The sequence below is a fragment of the Novosphingobium sp. KN65.2 genome, from assembly GCF_001368935.1.
Taxonomy (GTDB): domain Bacteria; phylum Pseudomonadota; class Alphaproteobacteria; order Sphingomonadales; family Sphingomonadaceae; genus Novosphingobium; species Novosphingobium mathurense.
The window spans coordinates 1-21,708 of the sequence record NZ_CCBH010000187.1 but is presented as its reverse complement, the minus strand read 5'-3'; the positions used below and the strand labels follow the sequence as shown (position 1 = coordinate 21,708).

At 61.3% G+C, this 21,708-nt stretch carries 26 protein-coding genes; 21 read left to right on the top strand and 5 right to left on the bottom strand.

The features are described from left to right. Window positions 1-95 precede the first annotated feature (95 nt). Window positions 96-860 carry an IS6 family transposase gene (locus SPHV1_RS19305; RefSeq protein WP_054947637.1) on the top strand — a complete coding sequence of 255 codons (765 nt, stop codon included), beginning with the start codon at window positions 96-98 and terminating at the stop codon, window positions 858-860. Here SPHV1_RS19305 and SPHV1_RS19300 read toward each other — a convergent pair. Continuing rightward, the gene (locus SPHV1_RS19300; RefSeq protein WP_054947636.1) at window positions 804-1,319 is read right to left on the bottom strand and encodes a MucR family transcriptional regulator; all 516 of its coding nucleotides are present in this window, start codon (window positions 1,317-1,319) and stop codon (window positions 804-806) included. The two genes, SPHV1_RS19305 and SPHV1_RS19300, sit on opposite strands and share 57 nt — an antisense overlap. A gap of 1,232 nt (window positions 1,320-2,551) precedes the next feature. Between SPHV1_RS19300 and SPHV1_RS25130 the strand changes: the two genes are divergently transcribed. From SPHV1_RS25130 to SPHV1_RS25125, 3 genes are all read left to right on the top strand, one after another. Further along, window positions 2,552-3,121, top strand: a complete 570-nt coding sequence (locus SPHV1_RS25130) for a hypothetical protein (protein WP_156367399.1) — start codon at window positions 2,552-2,554, stop codon at window positions 3,119-3,121. A 180-nt stretch (window positions 3,122-3,301) separates the two neighbouring features. After that, on the top strand, window positions 3,302-3,550 hold the full coding sequence (locus SPHV1_RS19290) for a helix-turn-helix domain-containing protein (protein WP_054947634.1): 249 nt from the start codon (window positions 3,302-3,304) through the stop codon (window positions 3,548-3,550). A 206-nt stretch (window positions 3,551-3,756) separates the two neighbouring features. After that, window positions 3,757-4,026 carry a helix-turn-helix domain-containing protein gene (locus SPHV1_RS25125; protein ID WP_156367398.1) on the top strand — a complete coding sequence of 90 codons (270 nt, stop codon included), beginning with the start codon at window positions 3,757-3,759 and terminating at the stop codon, window positions 4,024-4,026. On the opposite strand, the gene SPHV1_RS19285 is transcribed toward SPHV1_RS25125, so the two are convergent. After that, window positions 3,982-4,527 (bottom strand): helix-turn-helix domain-containing protein, encoded by a 546-nt coding sequence (locus SPHV1_RS19285; RefSeq protein ID WP_054947633.1) that lies wholly within the window; start codon window positions 4,525-4,527, stop codon window positions 3,982-3,984. The genes SPHV1_RS25125 and SPHV1_RS19285 overlap by 45 nt on opposite strands. 246 nt (window positions 4,528-4,773) lie before the next feature. On the opposite strand from SPHV1_RS19285, the gene SPHV1_RS25875 reads away from it, so the two are divergent. From SPHV1_RS25875 to SPHV1_RS25870, 16 genes are all read left to right on the top strand, one after another. Beyond that, complete coding sequence (locus tag SPHV1_RS25875; RefSeq protein ID WP_054947632.1) at window positions 4,774-5,187, top strand: hypothetical protein; 414 nt, start codon at window positions 4,774-4,776, stop codon at window positions 5,185-5,187. Next, window positions 5,184-5,801, top strand: coding sequence for a lytic transglycosylase domain-containing protein (locus SPHV1_RS19275; protein ID WP_054947631.1), 618 nt, complete (start codon window positions 5,184-5,186; stop codon window positions 5,799-5,801). The genes SPHV1_RS25875 and SPHV1_RS19275 overlap by 4 nt, the downstream gene beginning before the upstream one ends. Window positions 5,802-5,896: 95 nt before the next feature. Continuing rightward, window positions 5,897-6,631, top strand: a complete 735-nt coding sequence (locus SPHV1_RS19270) for an LPD7 domain-containing protein (protein ID WP_156367397.1) — start codon at window positions 5,897-5,899, stop codon at window positions 6,629-6,631. 19 nt (window positions 6,632-6,650) lie between these two features. Then, on the top strand, window positions 6,651-6,959 hold the full coding sequence (locus SPHV1_RS19265; RefSeq protein WP_054947629.1) for a TrbC/VirB2 family protein: 309 nt from the start codon (window positions 6,651-6,653) through the stop codon (window positions 6,957-6,959). Window position 6,960: 1 nt separating this feature from the next. Continuing rightward, window positions 6,961-7,299, top strand: a complete 339-nt coding sequence (locus SPHV1_RS19260) for a type IV secretion system protein VirB3 (protein ID WP_082431073.1) — start codon at window positions 6,961-6,963, stop codon at window positions 7,297-7,299. Continuing rightward, a complete protein-coding gene (locus tag SPHV1_RS19255; RefSeq protein ID WP_054947628.1) occupies window positions 7,286-9,652 on the top strand; it encodes a VirB4 family type IV secretion/conjugal transfer ATPase in 2,367 nt (788 codons plus the stop codon). Before SPHV1_RS19260 ends, SPHV1_RS19255 begins: the two co-directional genes overlap by 14 nt. A 1-nt stretch (window position 9,653) precedes the next feature. Continuing rightward, window positions 9,654-10,373, top strand: coding sequence for a type IV secretion system protein (locus SPHV1_RS19250; RefSeq protein ID WP_054947627.1), 720 nt, complete (start codon window positions 9,654-9,656; stop codon window positions 10,371-10,373). Window positions 10,374-10,375: 2 nt separating this feature from the next. Continuing rightward, complete coding sequence (locus SPHV1_RS19245) at window positions 10,376-10,627, top strand: hypothetical protein (RefSeq protein WP_231634759.1); 252 nt, start codon at window positions 10,376-10,378, stop codon at window positions 10,625-10,627. A gap of 55 nt (window positions 10,628-10,682) precedes the next feature. Continuing rightward, window positions 10,683-11,717, top strand: coding sequence for a type IV secretion system protein (locus tag SPHV1_RS19240; RefSeq protein WP_054947639.1), 1,035 nt, complete (start codon window positions 10,683-10,685; stop codon window positions 11,715-11,717). An 18-nt stretch (window positions 11,718-11,735) separates the two neighbouring features. Then, a complete protein-coding gene (locus SPHV1_RS19235; RefSeq protein ID WP_054947625.1) occupies window positions 11,736-12,032 on the top strand; it encodes a hypothetical protein in 297 nt (98 codons plus the stop codon). Window positions 12,033-12,046: 14 nt separating this feature from the next. Further along, window positions 12,047-12,724: a virB8 family protein gene (locus tag SPHV1_RS19230; RefSeq protein ID WP_054947624.1), complete on the top strand. Its 678-nt coding sequence runs from the start codon at window positions 12,047-12,049 to the stop codon at window positions 12,722-12,724. A 1-nt stretch (window position 12,725) separates the two neighbouring features. Continuing rightward, window positions 12,726-13,733 (top strand): TrbG/VirB9 family P-type conjugative transfer protein, encoded by a 1,008-nt coding sequence (locus SPHV1_RS19225; RefSeq protein ID WP_054947623.1) that lies wholly within the window; start codon window positions 12,726-12,728, stop codon window positions 13,731-13,733. 1 nt (window position 13,734) lies between these two features. Further along, the gene (virB10, locus tag SPHV1_RS19220) at window positions 13,735-15,006 is read left to right on the top strand and encodes a type IV secretion system protein VirB10 (RefSeq protein WP_054947622.1); all 1,272 of its coding nucleotides are present in this window, start codon (window positions 13,735-13,737) and stop codon (window positions 15,004-15,006) included. Further along, window positions 15,003-16,037: a P-type DNA transfer ATPase VirB11 gene (gene virB11, locus SPHV1_RS19215; RefSeq protein WP_054947621.1), complete on the top strand. Its 1,035-nt coding sequence runs from the start codon at window positions 15,003-15,005 to the stop codon at window positions 16,035-16,037. The genes virB10 and virB11 overlap by 4 nt, the downstream gene beginning before the upstream one ends. Window positions 16,038-16,055: 18 nt before the next feature. Then, window positions 16,056-17,915, top strand: a complete 1,860-nt coding sequence (locus tag SPHV1_RS19210; protein ID WP_054947620.1) for a type IV secretory system conjugative DNA transfer family protein — start codon at window positions 16,056-16,058, stop codon at window positions 17,913-17,915. A gap of 170 nt (window positions 17,916-18,085) precedes the next feature. Then, a complete protein-coding gene (locus SPHV1_RS25870; RefSeq protein ID WP_231634757.1) occupies window positions 18,086-18,256 on the top strand; it encodes a hypothetical protein in 171 nt (56 codons plus the stop codon). A 205-nt stretch (window positions 18,257-18,461) separates the two neighbouring features. On the opposite strand, the gene SPHV1_RS19205 is transcribed toward SPHV1_RS25870, so the two are convergent. The 3 genes from SPHV1_RS19205 to SPHV1_RS19195 form a co-directional block, all read right to left on the bottom strand. Beyond that, window positions 18,462-18,962 (bottom strand): hypothetical protein, encoded by a 501-nt coding sequence (locus SPHV1_RS19205; RefSeq protein ID WP_054947619.1) that lies wholly within the window; start codon window positions 18,960-18,962, stop codon window positions 18,462-18,464. Next, the gene (locus SPHV1_RS19200; RefSeq protein ID WP_231634756.1) at window positions 18,959-20,110 is read right to left on the bottom strand and encodes a relaxase/mobilization nuclease domain-containing protein; all 1,152 of its coding nucleotides are present in this window, start codon (window positions 20,108-20,110) and stop codon (window positions 18,959-18,961) included. The genes SPHV1_RS19205 and SPHV1_RS19200 overlap by 4 nt, the downstream gene beginning before the upstream one ends. Before the next feature lie 242 nt (window positions 20,111-20,352). Continuing rightward, window positions 20,353-20,946: a hypothetical protein gene (locus SPHV1_RS19195; protein ID WP_054947618.1), complete on the bottom strand. Its 594-nt coding sequence runs from the start codon at window positions 20,944-20,946 to the stop codon at window positions 20,353-20,355. 345 nt (window positions 20,947-21,291) lie between these two features. Between SPHV1_RS19195 and SPHV1_RS19190 the strand changes: the two genes are divergently transcribed. Then, a complete protein-coding gene (locus tag SPHV1_RS19190) occupies window positions 21,292-21,570 on the top strand; it encodes a hypothetical protein (protein WP_054947617.1) in 279 nt (92 codons plus the stop codon). Window positions 21,571-21,708 lie beyond the last annotated feature (138 nt).

Genomic DNA, 21,708 nt, shown 5'->3' with positions numbered 1-21,708 from the left:
TTCGGGCCGACTGGGCCAATAATGGGTTAACGGGCTCTGTTGCAAAAATTGTGGCGTATGCGAATGGATCGGCGTTTTCGGGCGTGGACGGATTGATGACGGATTTCAAATGGCGCCATTTTGAGGGCGAAGTGATCCTATGGGCTGTTCGCTGGTACTGCCGCTATCCGATCAGTTACCGCGATCTGGAGGAAATGCTCGAAGAACGGGGCATCGGGGTTGATCACACTACAATCTATCGCTGGGTCCAGCGCTATGCTCCGGAAATGGAGAAACGCTTGCGCTGGTTCTGGCGGCGCGGCTTCGATCCGAGTTGGCGCCTGGATGAGACGTACATCAAGGTTCGGGGCAAGTGGACCTATCTTTACCGGGCGGTGGACAAGCGCGGTGACACGATCGACTTCTACCTTTCCCCGACCCGCAGCGCCAAGGCGGCGAAGCGGTTCCTGGGCAAATCGCTTCGCGGCCTGAAGGACTGGGAGAAGCCGAGTAAACTGAACACCGACAAGGCTCCGAGCTATGGCGCGGCGATCGGCGAGTTGAAGGAAGAGGGTAAACTCGACAGCGAGGTGATCCATCGTCAGGTCAAGTATCTCAACAACGTGATCGAGGCAGACCACGGCAAGCTGAAGATGCTGATCAAGCCGGTGCGGGGGTTCAAGTCGCTGCCGACCGCCTATGCCACGATAAAGGGGTTCGAACTCATGCGCGCACTTCGAAAGGGTCAGGCCCGTGCCTGGCGCATTCAACCGGGGATCAGGGGCGAGGTGCGTCTGATCGAGAGGGCCTTTGGCATCGGACCTTCAGCCCTCTGCGAAACCATGGAATTGCTCAACCAACATTTCGCCGCAGCCGCTTGAGCAATCCTCCCGAACGGTAATCCCACGTGCCTCGTCAATCTTTGCAACAGAGCCCGCTTCGGTAAGGCCATGCTTCCTCAAGTGGCGCTTGAGCGTCTTGAACTTCTCGCCGGTAATGAGCGAGACGATGAAATTGGGGTCGCGGGTCGATTCCGCGATCGAGACAGCAGGCTTGGAGGCCGCAACATCAGAAGCTCCCGGCCTTGTCGCCTTGGTCGTGGTTTTGGGCGCGGCCTTAGGCGCAACCTCGCCCTTCGCAGGCGCAGCGGGCGTGGGCGTCGTCTTGGCTACGGGCACAGGCGACCTGGCTACCGGCGTTTCGACAGCGGCGTCAAAGTCGGTAATCGCCTTGAACACATCGCTGAGCAAATTGGGTAACTGGGCCGCATTGAACGTGTTGTTGTTTACATAGGCTGTCACGAGGTCCAGCGCGGCGCGGCGCGCGTCAAAGTCTGCCATGAAGGATCCGATCCGAAAGATAGTGTGAGCTGCACACGCGTAGCAATTGCGCGACCCCCTAGCTGTATTGGCACCAAATTCAAGGATCGCCTCTTCGAGGTTACGCCGATGGCAGGTGGGAATGCAAGATCAACCTGCCGCTTTCTCATTTCGAACCTGCCACGAGAATACTGTCACCGTGATGCCCATGGGCTGGGCCCCGCTTCTCATTACCGAACATCCAGATCTGAAAAAATGCGGCAGCCACTACCGACTGCCGCCAGATATGATTGGCCCCTTCCGGTACTGGAAAGATGAAGTGGCCATTCGGGTCGCGAGCAAAACGCTAACCATGCTCATCGATTCGCGCTAGTAGAATTGCGTCACAAAGCCTTCTCTGCCTGAATTATCGAGGCACGTTGCTGCGCCGCAACAAAACCCGAGGGCACGGACAGGCCGCCGCCTTCAACGCACCCTTGTCCTGTCGCCATTCAGGGCAATCGATATCGCGCGTCGCTCATTCGCGCATGAATTGAGATGCGGCTTTGCTCGCCAGGGATTGCCATGTCCTTCACGACATCCCGCATCCCGGCATTGGCTTTGCAGGACCGTCATCAGCCAGATTTGACACAGGCCATAATCGCCATGGTCAATGGCGCACCTCATCCATCGCCTCGATCTGCGCCATTGTTCGCCAAGACCGTCGTCTGGAGCAGACGCATAACCAAGATCGGTAATGGTGCCGCGCTTTCGGGGCATTCGATCGCCACCTGTTGCGCTTCGACGACGGCGCCTGGCAGGAACTCGAGCCCGAACACATTCCCGACCTGGCACTGCTCGAGGCCTACGGCGCAGAATCGGTCGAACGCCTGTTCGGCAACTGACTCAGTCGGAGCCGGCCAGGGATACTGCGATGGGCGCCAGTAACGCCTTGGCGCACCTCTGTCAGTCACAGATGCAAGACTGTCTCGCCAAGCCCTTGGCGCCATGACTCCCCTCTGCTATCCTCTTGTCGCGCTGCGCAAAAGGCGGCGCCGGGACTGGTAATCCCGCTGAACAAGCAACTCGGACACCTCGGTTTCCGGGGTGCCGCTGCGCATGTCCAGGTCTTCGGGCTAAAGGCAGCGGCGCATGTGTTCAGCATGTTACCAGCTCCGGCGGCTCCCGCGCCTAGCGTGCGGGAGTTCGGGACTGTTTGCCGCATCCGTTTCGTCTCTTCCGCAAAACCGCCCTGATGCGGACCGGAGATGACGATGGACAACCTGATCCCTGTCTCGGCACAGCCCAGTCTGCCTGGCCGGCCGGCGGCGCGAGCCCACAACGGCAAACTCGCCGCGCTATGGAGAATCTACGGCGGTGAACCGTTCCAACTACTGAGAACGCAGGATGGACGCAGCCTCAGCTGCGAACGGTACTGGCGCGCACAAGAATTCATGCCTACCGCAGCCCCCGAAGCACAGGGTAACTGGACGGACTTTCTCTACTTTTCCGGCATCACCTTCCAACTGGCCCTGTCATCGCATCTTCTCGACGTCGGCTTTCCCGATGCCTGGTGCGCGCGTTATATCGGTCTTCATGTCGACAGGTCGCTCGCCTATGCCAATGCAACGGGCTTTGGCTACGTGTGCGAGGAAACAGACCGCCTGGCCCAGGTCCTCTCCCCCTACTGGAAATGGAACCAGATGCACCGCGCCAGAAGCCGCCACCCCAGTGACGGCGGTTTCAAGCGGGATGATGTCCGCGAGTTGTTGAACGCCCTGTTGCAACACGTCGGCCAGGTAACGGGCCATGGGCGATCGCGGCGCCGGGCAATGCCATCATGACGCCATCGTCCAACCCCGCCGGGGACGATATGAGCGAGACCGAGCCATCCGATGATCACATGGGGTGATTGGTCCATGGTGCAATTAACGCTTGCTCCGCTCGGGGCGGCATAGTGTAGAGGGCCTTCAAAGGACATAGGCGGCAAAACCGCTGAAACGGGGGCCCGGAACGGGACAAGCATGGCAGAAATTCTTCACCTGGACGACATGGTCCTTCCTGAGGCGATATTGTTCGGAACGCGTTTGAAGAGGCATCGTCAGGCCCTCGGCCTGAGCCAGATGGACCTTGCGAGCCGTGCCGGCAAAGGCAAGGCGTATATTTCGATGTTGGAGCGCGGACAGGCAAACCCCTCGCTCGAGACGATGGTGAAGCTCGCCGATGCTGTCGGGCAGCAGGCCTGGGAAATGATCCGGCCGGACGACGCCTAGAAGGGCTGCAAAGTCCCGCTCCCTTCCAGGCTTTCGCAAGGTTAATCTGTCTATCGGACTCTCAATCTTCAGATTGGATTACAAGACTTTAATGGGACCTTGGTGTAAAAGCGGTTGTATCGGCGGCCCCAAGCTGACTTGAATCCCTTCCACGGGTGCACATCACAAACGCGCGCACATCCTGGTGCGTGCGCCAAGGAGTTTGCATGTCCGAAGCCGTCGTTCTGCGCCAGAGATTTGGCAAGCGCGTGAAGGCTGCGCTGACCCGGTTAAATCTGACCCCTGCCGACCTTGCCTCGCGGTGCGAGCTTGCCTGCCAGGATGTCGAAGGCATCCTGAACGGACGCCGGAAAAGTCTGACCCTTGCAGAGATGGCCCTGATCGCAAGCTGTCTTGGCGCGCCGCTTTACACGTTCCTCGAGCCGGGCAATTTACCGCCCCCTCCCGAAGCGGTCGAGATAGTTGAACAGCGTTGAACGCGCTACACCCAGCTCCTTGGCGACACTACTGGAGGTCGCTCCGGGCTGCTCGAGCATGGCCCGGATCTCGGAGACACGTTCGGGATCGAGCAGTCGCTTGCGCCCCTGCGGTGCTGCATCAGCAGGGTGCGTCTTGATCCCGTGAATGTGCCGATTATGTCCGCTCAGCGCCTCGAGCAAGGCCCGCCCCTGATCGTCGAGATTGGGGCTGATGACTATGCCGGGCTTTATGATCTCGATCGAGATGCCTGCGTCGAGCAATTTGATCATTGCGCGCACCAGGGTAGTCGTCTCCAGCAAAAGGCAGGAGAGATCGTGGATCTTCACATGGTCGCCTGCTTCGAGCGCCATCCCATTTTGCGCCATATAATCGGGGAGCTTGGCAAAGCTCTTCTTGCCCGCGACCACTATGAGATCACCGGGGCCGAGCAGGGCTTTCTGATCCTCGATGGACGCCGATCCCGGGGCCTGCGCCAGAAACGCGACAACTTTAGTCAATCTTCTCGCCCTTCTCGCCCACCGCGTCGCGCTCGATTGGCGCGGGTTTCTGCCCGGCCGTCCAACAAAGGCCGCCTTTTAAGGAAATCAGCACCGTTCATCAACGCTCACCACGCATTTGCAAGCGCGGCGTATCGGGCGCCTTCGACATTTTGAATTTTGTGTTCGCGGCAGCGGTTGCACTATCTGTCATCTTCGTCATATATTATTTTCATACAGGCGACAGACAGCGCAAGGAGCCGGAGCATGACCACGCACGCATTGACCAGATGGACCAGCCTGTCAGGCGCCTTCTCGCTCTGCGCCGTGGGCGTGCTGGCAGCGATGAGCCCAAAGCAGGCCCACGCCTCGAGCTGGGGCTGCCAGGTCATCCTGTGTCTTGCGACGCCGGGCTCGCCCACGAGGTACCCTGAGTGTGTTCCCCCTATCACCCGGCTCTGGAAGGTGCTGGCGATGGGCGGTTCATTCCCGACCTGCTCTGAAGGAAAGGTCGCCACCGGGGTCACCAAACTCTCAAGGCACAGCTACCTCATGCGCATGGCACTGCCCAAGGGCGAGGTGCGCTACTATCTGTTCAACACTAGAAACTCCGCGATCACCCGGTATACCTGGGACGAGTTGCCCTCGTTCTACCGGCTGTCGCGGGCGGGCAAGCGATGATCTACACTGTCGCTGCCCTCTCGGCGCTCGCACAGAGATGCGCGCCCGACGTGGCGAGCGAAGCGCTCGTGCCCCTCGTGGTGGCCGAGAGTGGCGGCGATCCCTTGCGAATCAACGTCAACAAGGGGCCGCGCGTTCGGGCGAAGAGCCTCGCCGAAGCGACAGGCTTGGTGCGCCGCTATGTCACGGCGGGCTATTCGGTCGACATCGGCCTGGCGCAGATCAACTCGCGTAACCTTGCCCGCCTTGGGGTCAGTATCGAGGAGACCTTCGATCCCTGCACCAATCTCGCCCTCGCCTCCAGCGTGCTGCAGGAAGGCTATGCCAAGGCGAGCCAGTTTTACTCCGGGCTCGATGCGATCAGCGTTACCTACTCGCTCTACAACACCGGGTCGATGACCCGTGGCTTCGACAACGGCTATGTTCGCCGTGTCTGGTCGGCCGCTGCCATGATCGGCGCGATCAAGGCACACCCTGCGCTGGCAGGGCCCTCGCTGACAGGCCCCTCCCCTCTTCCATCGATCGAGACCCAAGCGGCCTCGGCGCCTGCGGCGCAGCAGCCAGAGCAATGGGTCTTCGGTCAGGTCAACTCCAGCATCGAGGTCTTCCAGTGAATCCCGAAAATTCCATTGCGCATGGCGCACACGACACGCGCCAGGAACCCGGCAATGGATTTGGCGTCCCTGACGAACTGACGGCGCTTTATGAAGTGCGCACGGTTCCGGCTTTAGCGCCGGGCGCACTCCACGTCGGCCTGTTTGCGCCGGGGCGTCAGAACGGCCCTGCAATCGAAATCGGCGATAACAGGATCCTCGCGCACCGCGAGGACCGCGAGACGGTCGAAAACCTGGTCAAGCTTGCCCGGCACAATGGTTGGCAATCCATCGCGGTTGAAGGATCTCAAGAGTTTCGCAAGGCGGTGTGGCTTGAGGCGTCCCGTGCAGGCCTGGAGATCAAAGGCTATGAGCCCAGCTTTACAGAACGCGAGGAATTGCAAACCCGGCAACGCGACGAGGCCGAACGCGAACGCAAGGATGCGCAGCGGCGGCGCAGCGACCAAAAGACGCACGAAGATCTGCAAGAGCGTATCAACGCGACTCTGACGGCATCTCCGACAGGTCCCGGGCTTTCGAAACCCGGTCGCAGCGCTGAGGAACGGGAGGCCGACCAGGCCAACGAAGAGCTGGCGGATCTGTTCCTGAACGGGTCTGCGGCCGCGCGCGGCAGCGATCCGCGTCTGGCCCATGCGCTCGAAGCCCAGGCGGTCATGGAGCGGCATATCATCGAGGTCTTTGCAGGCGATGCCGAGCAAATCGAGGCCGCAAATCTCGAAAGCCGCCAGATGATCGCCGGCGTACTGCGGCGCGGCCACGATGTGGCGGTCCGTGACCCCGCCACTGTTCGCCAGATCGAGACGATCCCGACCCCCGACATGGAACGCTAATCCCAACATGGAGACACATATGAAGTTTGCCCGCAAGCACCGGTCCGTGCCGGATACCCGCGCCCGTCAGATTGCAGGACTTGCCGGCGGCCTCGCGCTCATGGCGATCGCGCAGCCGGCGCTTGCAGGCACCAGCATCGAAACCGGACTCGACACGATCAAGACCTGGATGACGACGATCGCCTCGGTCGTGGGCGTCATTGCCATCATGGCGGTGGGCTATGCCAAGCTGACGGGGCGCATGGACTGGGGCCGTGCGGTGACTGTTCTGATCGGGATCGGCATCATCTTTTCGGCGACTACGATCGTGGGCTGGATGGGCGGCTGAGGTGGACAAGATCGCCGAAGACAAGGTGTTTCTCGCCCTCACCCGGCCCTCGGTGTTCATGGGGCTGCCGATCGAGGCGATCCTGCCGATCATCATGGTGTGCATGGGCCTGTGGGGACTGGTGCACAACCCGTTCTACCCCCTCGCCTTGTTCGGCGCGCTCTATTTTCCCGCACGCATGATCGTTCACTACGACTTCAACGCGTTCCGGCTGTGGGGTCTATGGTTCCAGACCACGTTCCTCTCGAAAAACCGCAGGTTCTGGGGCGGCGGCAGCTACTCGCCCGTCCGCCTCAAGAGCGGTGTTGCGCGCAGGCCCTTCGGCAATGACCCGGTTTAACCTGAAGCACAAGAAAGTGGCCCTGCGCGAAGAGGATGACATCAGGTTCATCCCCTATACGCGCCAAGTCGATGACACGAACATCGCGCTGGCGGACGGCGCACTCATGCGCATGTACCGCCTCGAGGGCCGCCCATTTGAGACTTCGGACATCGCCGACCTCAACAGCTGGCACGGCAAGCTCAACATTGCCTGGCGCACGATCGGCGATGACCGCGTGGCGGTCTGGACCCATCTCGTGCGTACCGCCACCGACCCGGTGCTTGACGGCGAATTCCATTCCCAATTCGCGCGGGCGCTGCAGGACAAGTATGCCGAGCGCCTCAAGGACAAGGTCCTTTACCACAACGAGTTCTACGTCACGATCCTGGTGCGCCCCTCGAACATGGCCGGCGACCAGATCAGCCGCCTGTTCAACAAGCCTGGGCAGGCCGCGGAAAACGACACCCGCGCGCTCGAAATCATGGCGGACAAATGCCGTGATTTCGAGAGCATGCTCGCCGACACCAATCCGGTAGCCCTCTCGCTCTATGAGCGAGAGGGCGTCCTGTTCTCGCGGCCAATGGAGGTCCTGCATTTCATCCTCACGGGCGATCGCATCCGCATCCCGCTGGTGCACGGCAGGCTCGGACAGGCGCTTTATAATGCGCGGATCATCTTCGGGCGCGACGCGGCAGAAATACGCCTGCCTGCCAAGTCACACTACCTCGGCATGTTCGGTGTGCGCGAATATGTAGCCAATACACGCAGCGGCCAGTTCAACAGCCTGCTCACCCTCGATTTTCCTTATGTTCTCACGCAAAGTTTTGCGCCGCTCGTGAAGTCGGTGGCAAGCGAACGCTTCCAGAAGAAATACAAGCAGATGGTGTCGTCCAATGATGCCGGTGTAAGCCAGGCCGAAGAGCTGCTCGACGGTGTCGATGCTCTCATGGCGAACCGCTTCGTGATGGGCGAGCATCATCTCTCGATAGCGGTGATCGACGACAATCCCAAACGCCTGCTCGAACGCCTCTCGATCGCGCGAGCGGCGGCTGCCGATACCGGCATGGTCATGGCCCGCGAGGACGTGGCGCTCGAAGCGGCCTTCTGGGCCCAGCTTCCCGGCAACTTCAGGCTGCGCGCGCGCCCCGCGGTCATCAATAGCCGCAACTTTGCGGCGATGAGCCCGTTTTACACGTTTCCTGCCGGTCAGAAGACCGGAAACCATTGGGGGAGCGCCGTGACGCTCCTCAAGACGCGGGCCGGATCCTCCTTCTGGTTCAATTTTCACCGCGCCGACATCGGGCACACGCTCATCATCGGTCCAACCGGCGGCGGCAAGACCGTCCTGCAGAACTTTCTCATGGCCCAGCTGGAAAAGACCGGCGCGCGCCAGGTTTTCTTCGACAAGGACCGCGGCGCGGAAATCTTCGTGCGCGCCTGTGGCGGAACCTACCTTGCCCTGCGCAATGGCGAGCCGACCGGTTTTGCCCCGCTCAAGGGCCTCGAGCCGACGCACGACAACATGGCATTCCTGCGCCGGTTCATCCGCGTCCTGGTGCGCCGCGAAGGTCAGCCGCTTACCGTCGCTCAGGAGCGCGCGATCGATGAAGGGCTCGATGCAGTGATGCGCCTTTCCGCCCCGGACCGATCGCTCGGCGCGCTGCGCGAGATGCTCGGTTATGCCGATGCGGAAGGCATCGGCGCGAGCCTCGAGCGCTGGTGTCTGGGCGGTCCGCTCGGGTGGGCCTTCGACGGCCTTACTGACGAGGTCTCGATGGCGGCTCGCTTTGTCGGGTTCGACATGACGGATTTTCTCGACAACCCGGAAATTCGCACACCGATGATGCTCTATCTCTTCCACCGGGTCGATGCACTGCTGAATGGTCAGCGCGTCGTCGTCGATATCGACGAATTCTGGAAGGCTCTGGAAGACGATGCCTTCAAGGCGTTTGCACAGGACGGTCTCAAGACCTTCCGCAAGCGCAATGCCTTCATGGTGTTCGGCACCCAGTCGCCGGCGGACGCGCTGCGTTCATCGATCGCGCATTCGATCATCGAGCAGACCGCAACCAAGATTCTCCTGCCCAATTCCGACGCCAGGCGTACGGACTACTGCGAGGGCCTGGGGCTCACCGATGCGGAATTCCGGCTGATCAAGGAAGACCTGACCCCGGAGAGCCGGTGTTTTCTCATCAAGCAGGGCCACACCTCAATCGTCGCCCGCCTCGACCTCTCCGGCATGCCCGACGAACTCTCGGTCCTCTCAGGTAGAGCCGAGACACTCGAGGTCATGGAAGACGCCATTGCCCAGGTGGGCGAGGATCCCGCGGCGTGGCTGCCGCTCTTCTACGCAAGCGACAGGAGAAGCTGAGATGAGGCACACGCGCAAGATTGTCTTCGCATTGGCACCCTTGGCGCTGGGGACGGCCACATCCCCTGCTTCGGCTCAGGGCATTCCGGTCTTCGATTCCTCGACCTACCTGCAGACGCTTTCGACCGTGACGAACACGCTCAAGATGATCGAGCAGGGCAAGGAGCAGATCGAAACGGCGACGAACGAGCTCAAGTCGCTGCAGAAGCTGACCGACGTCAATTCTGTCGCTTCGAACATGTTCGACAGTTCGGTGCGCAATATCATGCCGACCACATCGATGGATGCTGGCACCCTGTTTGGCGGCGATCTCACACGGATCGGATCGCTCGGCACCAGGGCAAGCAGCATTCAGTCCGAATATCTGTTGTCCGGAACCACCAGTGCCGATGCGGCCTATAACCAGGCGCTCAAGGATGCGACAGGCTCGGCCGCGGCAACAGCCGCTTTCGGCGAGAACACACTCGCCATCACGCAAACGCGCATGGCGGGCCTCGACACACTGCGCGCGAAGCTCGATTCCGCGACGGATCCCAAGGACGTGATGGACCTTCAGGCGCGGATCGCGGTCGAACAGGCGCAGCTGCAGAACGATCAGATCAAGATGCAGGCGCTGCAGATGGCTCAGAGCGGTCGCAACCAGATCGCCAACGCATCAGCCGTCACCGCTCGCGCCGCCAAAAACGCGACGCTTTACGACGACAACATTCTGAGGAAATGAACATGAAAAGGTGGATTGTGCTGTTTGCCCTGATGGCCGTAGCTTCCTGCAACAAACCGGTTAACGTTCCGACAGAAACCCAATTTGAGGCTGACCCGAAGCTGCTGGCTGACTGGATGCAAAAATGCACGAAGGGCGAATACAGCAACATAGGCATGGATGAGCACTTCAAGATGTGCGGAGCCGCCCAAGCGGCATCCAATGCCATGGTTCAAAAGGACCTCGCAGCGAAACACGCCAAGCTTTTTGACTGAATCCCCGAAGCACCCGCTTTGCTCCCTGGATACGAAGGCTGGCGCCATGAGCCTGATGATCACGTTCACTTCAATGTACGGTTATGTTGAAACTGCAATTTCGTCGGCAGTCGCCAGTTTTGGTTCCGGCCTCGTTAGCTTCGTGGCAGCACCCCTCGGTGTTGCGGCAACTATTTATTTCCTGCTGCTCGGCTTCGCTGTCCTGCGCGGAGCGATACAGGCACCGCTTCGCGAACTGATTTTTCAGGCCGGCAAAGTCGGCTTTGCCCTCGCAGCGGCAAGTGCGGTTGGATATTCCACGTTCGTCGTCAATGTCGCAACGAATCTCCCCTCCGAAATTATCTCAGCCGGATCGGGAGCGCCTGTTACGAACCCGGGCACGACGTTTGACACCTACGTTTCAGACACCAACAAGCTCGCAAAGATTATCTCTGACGATAATGACAAAGTGCAAAGCCAGACAGCCAGCATGGCGGATTTCGAGCTGATAGGCGAGAAGACCTTTGCAAATCTCGTTGCATTTCTTGCGATCGTCGTCCTCTACATTTTCGCCGCGCTATCGGCAGCAGTCGGCTTCTGCATCGTCGTTTTTGCCAAGTTGGCCGTTTCGATCTGCGTCGCTCTTGCGCCGCTGGCTCTCGCTTGTCTGTTATTCAATTCCTCGCGTTGGCTGTTCGATGGTTGGCTGAAGCAGACCGCCAATTACATCCTTTTGATGGTGGTCATCTCGATCATGACCCAGTTCATCACCGGCCTCGAAGCTGCAGTCATGGACGACATTATGGGCGCCGTCGGTGACGGCAGCATGTTCATGGGGACGAGCGGGGGCCGAATGGTTCTCGATGCATCAGGGGTGGCGATGGGCGTCTTGTCCTGCGTCATCATCTACATCGTCGGCACTGTCTTCTTCTTCCAGTCACCGTCCATCGCGGCCGGGATAGCCGGCGGCGCCTCGTCCGGCGGACATGGTTTCCTGCAGACCGGCGCGAACATCATGGCCAACCGCCTGCTGTTTCGCCGCCTCGCGCAAAGCAACAATCGCACTTCGTCCCCGCCTACCGGAGGGACCGTCACCCGCAGGGGCAGCTGAGCCTTAACGGAGAATTTCATGAAGTCGCTGATATTCACAGCGCTGGGTGCACTTGCACTCAGCGGATGCACCGGGACTCGCATAAGTCCGCCCGCCGTGTGCGACGGCAAGCACCGCCGACCAGCCAACATGTACGGGACGGTCCTGCCCGATCTGCCTGTTCCCCTGCCGCCTTCCGAAGGAAACGCTAGCGCGATAGCCACGCCGCCAAACGCCCGGAACGCCGCCCCGGCCATGAGCAGCACGCCGCCTGCCTCGGCCAAGCTTTCCGCCCACGACAAGCGCGAGATCGCGCTGTCCTACCGGCCCTGCTGAAAAGGATCCCTCTGATGGCATTGGTCCAAGCCGCCGAGAAAGACATCTACCTCGATAGCGCGCGCACCTTCGAATACGACCGCATGCGCGCCGCCATCCAGTCGCGGCGCGTGGCGTGGATCGTTGCCGGCTTCGCCTGCACGCTGGCAGTGGCGGCAACCGGCGCGGTTGCCATGCTCGCACCGCTCAAGACCGTTGAGCCCTACGTGATCCGTGTCGATAAATCGACCGGAGCGACCGAGGTGATGACGGCGCTAAAGGGGCCAAAACCCCAGACCTACGACGATGCGGTCAACCGCTATTTCATTTCGCAGTATGTGCGGCTTCGCGAAGGCTGGCTGGATGATGCCGCGCGCGAAAACGCCTATGCGGTCATGCTGATGAGCGACAAGGCCGAGGGCAATCGCTACCTGGACAGCGTCAAGTCGAGCAACGATGCGGCTCCGAGCAACGTCTACGGCGACAAGGGCTTCGTCTCGATCCACATCCGCGCGATCAGTTTTTTGAGCCCCAAGGTCGCCCAGGTCCGATACGCCAGGATCGTCACGATCGGTCAGAACACGCCCACCGCGCAGAACTGGACCGCCACCCTCACCTTCAAGTTCACGGCAGCTCCCACCATGGAGAAAGACCGGATCATCAATCCGCTCGGGTTTCAGGTCGTGACATTCCACGCAGACCCGGAGACCTGATATGAGCGATCAGCCCAAATCCGCCAATGGCGGCGAACGCACCGGAGCGCCTTTCCTCCCTGCCTTACGCGAACACATCGCCAGACATCTTTCGCCAACGAACACCCAACTAGCCCTCACCTGCGCGGGATCAAAGAGCCGGTTCTGGCGGGGCGTCGGGGCGATCTGGCACAAACTGGTGACGTTTTCGCTGGCCGGAACGATCATCGCCGCTGCCATGCCGCATACCCTCGTCGCAGCCGAGATACCGGCCGCAGGCAAGAAGGACGCGCGCGTTCGCACCATCGACTACGATCCCGACGAGGTGGTGACGGTCATCGGCCAGTTCCGCCATGCAATAGAAATCCGGTTCGGCGCCGGCGAGACGGTCACGCAGGCAGCCCTTGGCGATACGATCTCCTGGCAGATTGCGCCGGTGGGCAACGTCGTCTTCCTGAAACCGCGCGAACGCGCGCCGGGCACCAATCTCATCGTGCTGACACAGGACGGTGGCACCACGCGCACCTACCACTTCAACCTGTCGCTCGGAACGAGCGCAACTATGTACGCCGTTCGCTTCCGCTATCCGCAGCAAGCGAAAGTACTGTCCGCTGCCCAGGCGCAGATAGCTGAGATCGAGGCAGCACGCGCGATGGAACGCCATGTGGTCAAGAGCGCACTTGACCATGCTGTGCTCGAGGGCCGGCGCAATTTCGAATACACCGAACAAGGCAATGCTTTGTTGCAGCCGAGCGAGATCTCCGACAACGGTGAATTCACGGTAATGCGCTTTCCGGGACATGCCGACATTCCCTCGATCTTCGCAGTAGGCGTCGACGGGACCGAGACGATTGTTCCTTATGACGTGCGCGATGACTTCGTAGTGATCCATGCCGTCTATCGCCAGCTGCGCCTCCGGCGCGGCAAGGCGGTACTGGCCATCTTCAACGAGGCACCAGAGCGAAACGAACGCGGTGACCGCACTGGCACTGTTTCCAACATCGTCGAGCGCAAAGTGAAAGGGCAGTAACATGGCCGAGACCGTGATGGACCGCGGCGGCGAAGGAGCGTCTGTCGATACATTCCCGCAAGATACCGCAACAAGCTCTGACGCAAGGAGCGGGGGCTGGGGCAATATCGCGCTGTTCGGCGCCGGCATTGCCCTTGTTGCGACTGTCTCCGGCATCGCCATCGGCTACGGTGCCTTCCATCGCTCCGCATCCTCGCAAACGGCCGAAGCTCCGGCCCAGGCCAGCCAGAAATCGGTCGACGATGTGGTGGCCTCCCCTGCCCGGCAGCGCGCGGCCTTGGCGAGCGAACTCGGAAAACCGGGCGCGCTGGCAACCGACGTCTTCGGGCGCCCGATTGTCGGGGACGGGGATGGGACGAACGGCCCTGCGGCCATCGCAAACGGCCCATCCGACAGCGCGCCGGAAACCCTGGCCCAGAAGCGCTACGAGGAGCGGGTCAAACTCGCCGATGCTGCGCGCCGCTCTCCGATCATGGCCTATCAGGCGAATGGTCTCCCATCCTCGCTTCCCATCGCGGCGCAGGCAGCGTCCTCCCATACGGCCACTCCGGACGGACCATCCGTGAACGGGGGGCTGAATTTCGGGGCGAGCGGGTTCGGACCGCCTTCGGATGACGCCGCGCCCATTCTTTCGAAAGACAAGGGCTCGACCGATTTCAGCGAAGCGCTTGGGCATTCCACCATCGAAACGGTCCATGCTTCGCTCATCCAGAACCGCAATTTCCTGCTCAGTGCCGGCACGCTCATTCCCTGCAGCCTGCAGACGGCGATCAACTCCACCCAGGCCGGCTTCGTCTCGTGCGTCATCAATCACGACGTCTTTTCCGAAAACGGCCGTGTGATCCTGCTCGACAAGGGCACCAAGGTCCTGGGCCAGTATTCGGGAGGCATCAGCCAGGGCCAGGCCCGCCTGTTCGTCTTGTGGACCCGCGCCCTGACCCCGCGCGGCGTGGCCATCGATCTCGGCTCACCGGCCGCCGACAACCTGGGACGTTCAAGCCTTGCTGGCGGAGTCGATACGCAGTTCTGGGCACGCTTTGGCGCCGCGCTCATGATGAGCGTGCTGGAAGACGCCTCCAACATTGCCGGGCGCGCTGTCGCGGCGCAAGGCTCCTATACATCGCAGGTGCCGGGCACGATGGGCCAGACGATCCTCGAGGACTCCAAGAACATCAAGCCGATCCTCAGGAAGAACCAGGGCGACACCGCCGCGATCTTCGTCGCCCGGGATTTTGATTTCAGCGCGGTCTATGATCTCCAGCTGCGGCGATGAGGCCTGAACTTAGGCATGGCAGCCCCTCACCGATCTACCTGCACAATGCCGCACCGTTGCAGCCTTTTCTCGATCGCGCTGACGTAACCGAGCTCGTCATCAATGAGCCGGGCTGGATCGGTGTTGAAACCCGGGATGGTTGGGAGTGGCATGAGGCGCCCTCGCTCACCCATTCCTCGCTCATGACGCTTGCCAAGCTGATCGCCGGCCTCACCAAACAGGACATTAGCTCGGACTATCCCATCTGCTCGTCGGTACTGCCCGGCGGCGAACGCGCGCAGGTCGTGATGCCGCCCGCAGTCGAACCCGGCTTTGTCTCGATCACGATCCGCAAGGCCTCGAACGTGTCGATGGATCTTGCGGGCCTCGAACGCTCCGGTCTCTTCAGCGAAGTGAAAGCGCAGGGGATCGTGAATGACGTCGACACCGCGCTGCTCGGCTGCCGTGATGCAGGGAACTGGGCCGAGTTTTTCAGGCTCGCGGTCGAAGCGCGCAAGAACATCCTCATTTCCGGGGCGACCGGCTCGGGCAAGACCACTTTCTCCAAGGCGCTGATCAAGCTGATCCCCGATTACGAGCGGGTGCTGACGATCGAGGATACGCGCGAACTCGTCGTGCCGCATCGCAACCGCGTCCACATGATCTATTCCAAGGATGGCCAGAGCCTGCAGAAAGCCGGCGCGAAGGAACTGCTGGAATCGGCGCTGCGCATGCGCCCCGATCGCATCCTGCTCCAGGAGCTGCGCGACGGCACCGCCTTCTTCTACTTGCGCAACGTCAACAGCGGCCATCCCGGCTCGATCACGACGATCCATGCCAACACTGCTGAAGGCGCGCTCGAACAGCTCACCCTGCTGGTCAAGGAATCGGAAGGCGGCAACGACCTCGACCGCCATGACATTCGTGCGCTGCTGCGCGCGCTGGTCGATATCGTCGTGCAGATGCACCGCGTGCCGCCCGGCGATGGCAAGCCCGCGCGGTATCGGATGAGCGAAGTCTGGTTCGAGCCCGAGCGCAATCCCCTCTCCTGACAAACAAAGGAACAGCCCATGTCCGGCAAGATGGTGCGCAGTCCCGGGGCGTCCGAACCGGCCGCTCTCGTGTTTCTGGTCATAATCGGCCTTGTGACCAGCCTTGCGATCGGAGCGGTGACGGTTCTGTGGCGCGCGCATCTGCTCTCGGCGCAAACGTCATGGACGCGCGTGCCAGGCGCGCTGTGGGCCATGAAGACCATGCCGATTGTCTGGCAACCGTTTCTGGCAGGCTTCACGGTCAGCATGGCGGTCTGCGCCCTTGGCATCATCGCCTCGCTCTTCACCCGGCAAAAGCTGCATGGCGAGGCGCGCTGGGCCCGCTTCGGCGAAGTGAAGAAGGCAAAGCTCCTGGAAAATGCCGGGATCATTCTCGGCCGCTTCTCGGGCAAGATTCTGCGCTTTGGCGGCACCGAGCATGTCATGCTCGAAGCGCCGACCCGCGCCGGCAAGGGCGTGGGTGTCGTCATCCCGAACCTCCTTGCCTGGCCGGATTCGGTGGTGGTTCTCGATGTGAAACAGGAAAACTGGGACCTGACCGCCGGCTATCGGATGAACGTCCTTCGCCAGACCACGCTCCTGTTCAACCCGCTCGATGCCGGGGGGCGCACTTGCCGCTACAATCCGCTCGGCCACATCAACCGCCGCGATCCCGTCGAGCTCGTCAACGAGCTCCAGAAGATCGGCGCGATGCTGTTTCCTTTGCCGCTCACCGGCGACAACTTCTGGGCCGAAAGTGCGCGCACCGCTTTCCTCGGTGTCGCGGCCTACGTTGCTGCAACCGTCGATGACGGGGAAGATGCCCTCCCCTTCACTATCGGCGAAATCTACCGCCAGTTTGCCGCCGGCGATGCCAAGCGGCGTTTCCCGAGGATCATCTGGCAACGCGAGCAGGCCGGAAAGGCCCTGTCAGGGGCATGCGTCTCGGCGCTGCGCGACTGGTTCACCTCTTCGGACAACACCTTCACATCGATCCGCCAGTCGGTGACGGCCAAGATCAACCTCTGGCTCAACCCCTATGTCGATGCCGCAACCGCCGAGAGCGACTTCGACCTGCGCACGTTTCGCGACGAGCGGATTTCGCTGTATCTTGGCGTCTCCCCCGATGATCTCGATCGGGTGGCGCCGATCTACAACCTGCTCTTCCAGCAGCTCATCGACCTCAACGTGCGCGAGTTGCCATCTGCCGGAAAACACAGTGTCCGCCTGCTGCTCCTGCTCGATGAGTTCACCCGCCTGGGACGTGCCTCGGTGATCGCGAGCGGCTTCAGCTATGTTGCCGGCTACGGCATCCGGCTCCTCCCCGTCATCCAGAATTTTGCGCAGCTCGATCACATCTATGGCGACAAGATCGCCAAGGAAATCTCGGCCAACTGCGGCGTTCAAATCGTCATGCGCCCCAAGGAGACGGTCGATGCGAAAAGCGTGTCCGAGCGTCTTGGCACATACACCTATCGCGCCCGCTCGCGCTCGCTGGGCTCATGGGGTCGGGGTGGCGGCTCAGTCTCGGAATCCGATCAGCGCCGAGCGCTCATGCTCCCCCAGGAACTGATGCTTCTTCCCGAAACCGACCTCATCGTCCTGCGCTCGGGCATCTATCCCGTCTACGGCAGGAAGATCCGGTACTACGAGGACAAGGGCATGCTGGCGCTGACGCAAATGGCCCCCCCGCCAATCATGGCCATCCGGCCCGATCCAACCGCGGCGAAAATCAGCCTTCGGGTCATTACTGCGTCCGAACAAGGTGTCGAGAGCGCGCCGGTCGGTAGGACACTCCATGCAGGCGTGCTCGAAGCAGCAAATGCTGTACGACCCGACGAGCGTGTTCGCATCCTATTCGATCACCTCGTCCATTCATCGCCGCGAGCAGCCCGATGACAGCGACGATTGGCATAATACCCTGATTGCGGAAGCGAGCCGATCCTGTCGCCGTCGTCCCACTCAGCACTCCTGCGCCCAATCCTGTCGAAACCCATCATTGCAGCCTCACGCTTGCAACGCCTCTGCCAAAGCCCTTCGATGCAGCGCAAATGTGGGCAAAATGCGATATGATCGCAACTGCCGCACTCACTCGTCTCGATCGTTTCAAAGATGGTCGTGTGCCTGGCGGAAATGCACGGCGTTATAGAACCGGGAAAGTGACTGCGGCCCAACTCGCCGATATTCGCAAAGCGATCCTGTGCGGACCAGGTATGGCTTCTTTGACGATTCATCTTTGACCGCATAAATTCACTGATGTTCCCGCTCTGCTTTGGCATCGGGCTTGAAGACTATCTCTTCACTGAGGCAGCGGGCCTTGCGTCGGCGATAACAAGCTTGCAAGGCCGTCGTGTGTTCGGAAGGGCCCTGTCGGAAACGGCGGGGCCTTTCGCGTATTGGCTGTCCGGTAACGCAGCAGAAGGAACCCTGAGCCGATCAGGAGCGTTAGCGGCACCGGTCCTGCTCGATTCCCAGCACCGGTGCAGCTTCCCTGACCGAAACATGTTCCCCCCGCATGAGCGCGGCGGAAATTAACGTCCGACTTTCCTTCCGCGCCGCGTCCAGGCCGGCCAGATCGCCTTCAAAGACCGCCGCCAGGTGGCGCTCCATCTCGTGCTGACACTCAGCGGCTTGCGACAGGCGGGGCTCGTCAGCAATGGCTTTGGCGCTACCGTGAAGAAAAATGTCTGCGAGATGTCGCCTGACCGCTTTTTCCAAAATAGGTGCGTCCATCACTTCTGCAGGCAGGCTCTCCTGAGGGCCGGTCGCACGATAGGCCCGAAGCGCAACTTCACCAAGAACCTCAAGGCCGGCAATAATCTGGTCTTGCTGGGTCTCGATACGATCAAGCCGGGCACTGAGCGGCGTAATCTGCGCAACAAGCGGGACGAACTGCGCCAATTGTCCCGCCATTTCCTCCAGTATCGTAATCAGATCATCATTCATCTGCTTGGGCCTCCGCGGTCTCGATCCTGTTGCCGTTGGCGCTCACGCGCTTCCCTTTCGCGCTCGATTTCACGCAAACGATCTGGCGCATTCGCCAACGCTTCCCTGAACCGCTGCGCCGCCGGCGACAGGTCAGGCTCAGCAACGCTGAGATCCCTTGATGTGGCAGAAGGCCCAAGCGCGCTCGCCTGCCGTGTCGTTTCGGCCAGACGGTCCTTGACGGCCTTTAGCCGTTCAGCAGAGGTCGTGTTGACCGCTTCACCGGGTGATCGTTGTGAAAGCGGATTGGCGCGGTCAGCGCCCTGCTCGCGAACAAACCGTGCCGCCCTTTCTGCATTGCTCTCCGGCTCGGGCATCGTGTCGATGAACTTCTGCACGGTCTGCGCCCTCACCTGATCGGCAAGCGAGGGCGAGGCGGACAGCTCGACAATCGACTTCGCATACGTGCGCAGAACGATGGCGTGACGCTCGGCCAGGATCCTCTTTACCGGATCGGCAACACCGCGATCCCGGAATGCTTGCGCGCGCTTTGCGCGGCTTTTGTCGAGCTGTGGAACCTGTCCCTTCTCGCGCATCTTGCGCGCGGCAATGTGTTCGTGCCGGGGATCGATCCCGCGCGCGCGTACTGGCGTCGCATTCGCCTCGATACCGCGGTCACGCAGCTTTTGCGCAAACCGCTGACGAAACCGGAACAGGTCTTCACGGTCGGGATGGAAGCGCCGGCCGTCATGGTCGCGGCGCGCGATGGTAAGGTGAACATGCGGATGATCACGGTCGACGTGGAGCGCAGCGACCCACGAACGATTGGCAAATTCCTCGCGCGCAAAGGTCAAAGCCGCTTCGCGCAAGATGTCCGGATCGGTCGCCGCCGGCATCGAAAGGACCATAGAAATCGAGGTCGAGCCCGAACGGCGCGCTTCACCGCCCTCCTCCCATTCCTGCCAGTCCTGGGCGAGAATTTGCATGTCCCGGCCGTCCCGCAGCACATCGCCATCGCTGGTATAAAGCGCAACCTGTTTGTCCTCCCCATGACCCAAACGGCTGACGTAGGAGAAGTTGGCCAGGACGTGTCCGCCGCCATGCTGTCTTCCGGTAATGCGGACAACCACTTCAGGAACACGCCGCGCGGTCCGCTCCATGGTGCGCATGGCACGCCCTGATGTCTCGGTAGACGTGGAACCACCAAAGGCATGTTTTGCCTGCACGCTGGGACGGTTCCCACTCGCCGGTCTTGTCGGTGCCGGCAACATCGACGACACGGCAAAGGCCAGCATTGTCCCGCCAGCTTCAGGTGGATGGGCCCTCCCGCCACCGCTCGCACTACGCCGCTTCTTGGGCTCAGCAAAGACGCCGGCAAGCGAATCCAGTGTCCCGGGCGAGAACCGGAAACTCACTTCTGCGCGTCCTTGTACGCCTGGACGTACGCCCCGACCCAGTAACTGACTTCACCCCCAACATAAGACGACAAGGCGCGCCGTGTTTCGAAGACAAGCACCTTCAGGTCCGCGCACGTCTCAAGGAACTGGCCGGCGATGCGTGCAATATCGAGCGAGCTTTCAGGCTGGTTCGCCGCATTCATCGCGTGAACCGCCTGGTTGATGTTGCGGCCGATGGCGAGGACCTGTTTACGCAGCTTGCCGAGCTCAGTCTGGCTGACAGGCGCGAGCCGAAGGGCCCCTGCCCTGTCCCACAGCGCCCAACGCAAGGTTCGCTTGATCCATTCATTGCGCGTTAGGTGCAGCGGTGCCGACACCTCCTCGATCGCTTCGATCTCGCTTCGATGGAGACGAACGGTGACGCGCACGTAGTCGTCAGGATGACCCCTGCTCTGGACTCCCAGGACCGGCAAGTTGTCGTTCTCGGACGACAACGCCGCGCGCTGCAAGGTGCTCGAGATCCACGCGGCGCGGCTCTGACCTTGCGCGCTCGCCAGGCGGTCGATTTCGCTGACCAGCTCATCTGACAGGCGGGTGCTTACGATCATTCTCTGTTCAGCCCCGTGCAGCGGCGCCCATCGGCAACATTGTCTACAATGGTGGCGATTGGGATATCCTGCCATCCCTCACCACGCAGCCACTCGTGCCTCAACACCTTCCCCCAAACAACCCGGCTCCATGAAGACGGGGACGGGGGAAGTCCGCTTGGATCGGCCCACACCTGGCGCGCCTTCGCTCGCAAGGCCCCGGAAATACTGGGCGAGCGGGCGTGCGTCCGGGAAGCCAATCCCGGTGCCACGCAGCGATGTTAAATCATTGTAACCTTGTGGAATCTATCGCCGCGCGCCGACAGAAGCGGTCGTGTCTCTTACCAGTAATCGGAGGATTCTACCTTGCCGCGAACATCGCCCAGGAAAAACGACCTCGCTGCCATCCAGGCCCGGCGCGCAGCCCTCAAAGCCGAGCTCGACGACCTCGACCGGCAAGCCAAAGAGGCAGAGGAAGCTGCCAGGGACGCCGGCCGCAGCGTGCTTCTGGCTGCCCTCGACCGCGTCAAGATCGCCGCAATGGACAAGGCCGATGCGCGCGCCATTGCCAAGGCGATCGCGGCCCATGATGCCAGCGCCATCGCACTCAGGCTGGCGGAGCTGGAGACCGAAGGCCCGGGCTGATCATCGCGCCGCGCCAGCAGCGTTGCTGCGCCGCAAAGACGCACAGGCATCGGCGCGGCACTCTTTGCACCGCGCCTGAAGATATGACAGCCAGTGCACAGGGGCGGCGCTTTCGCGCCGCCCCTGGCCTGTATCATT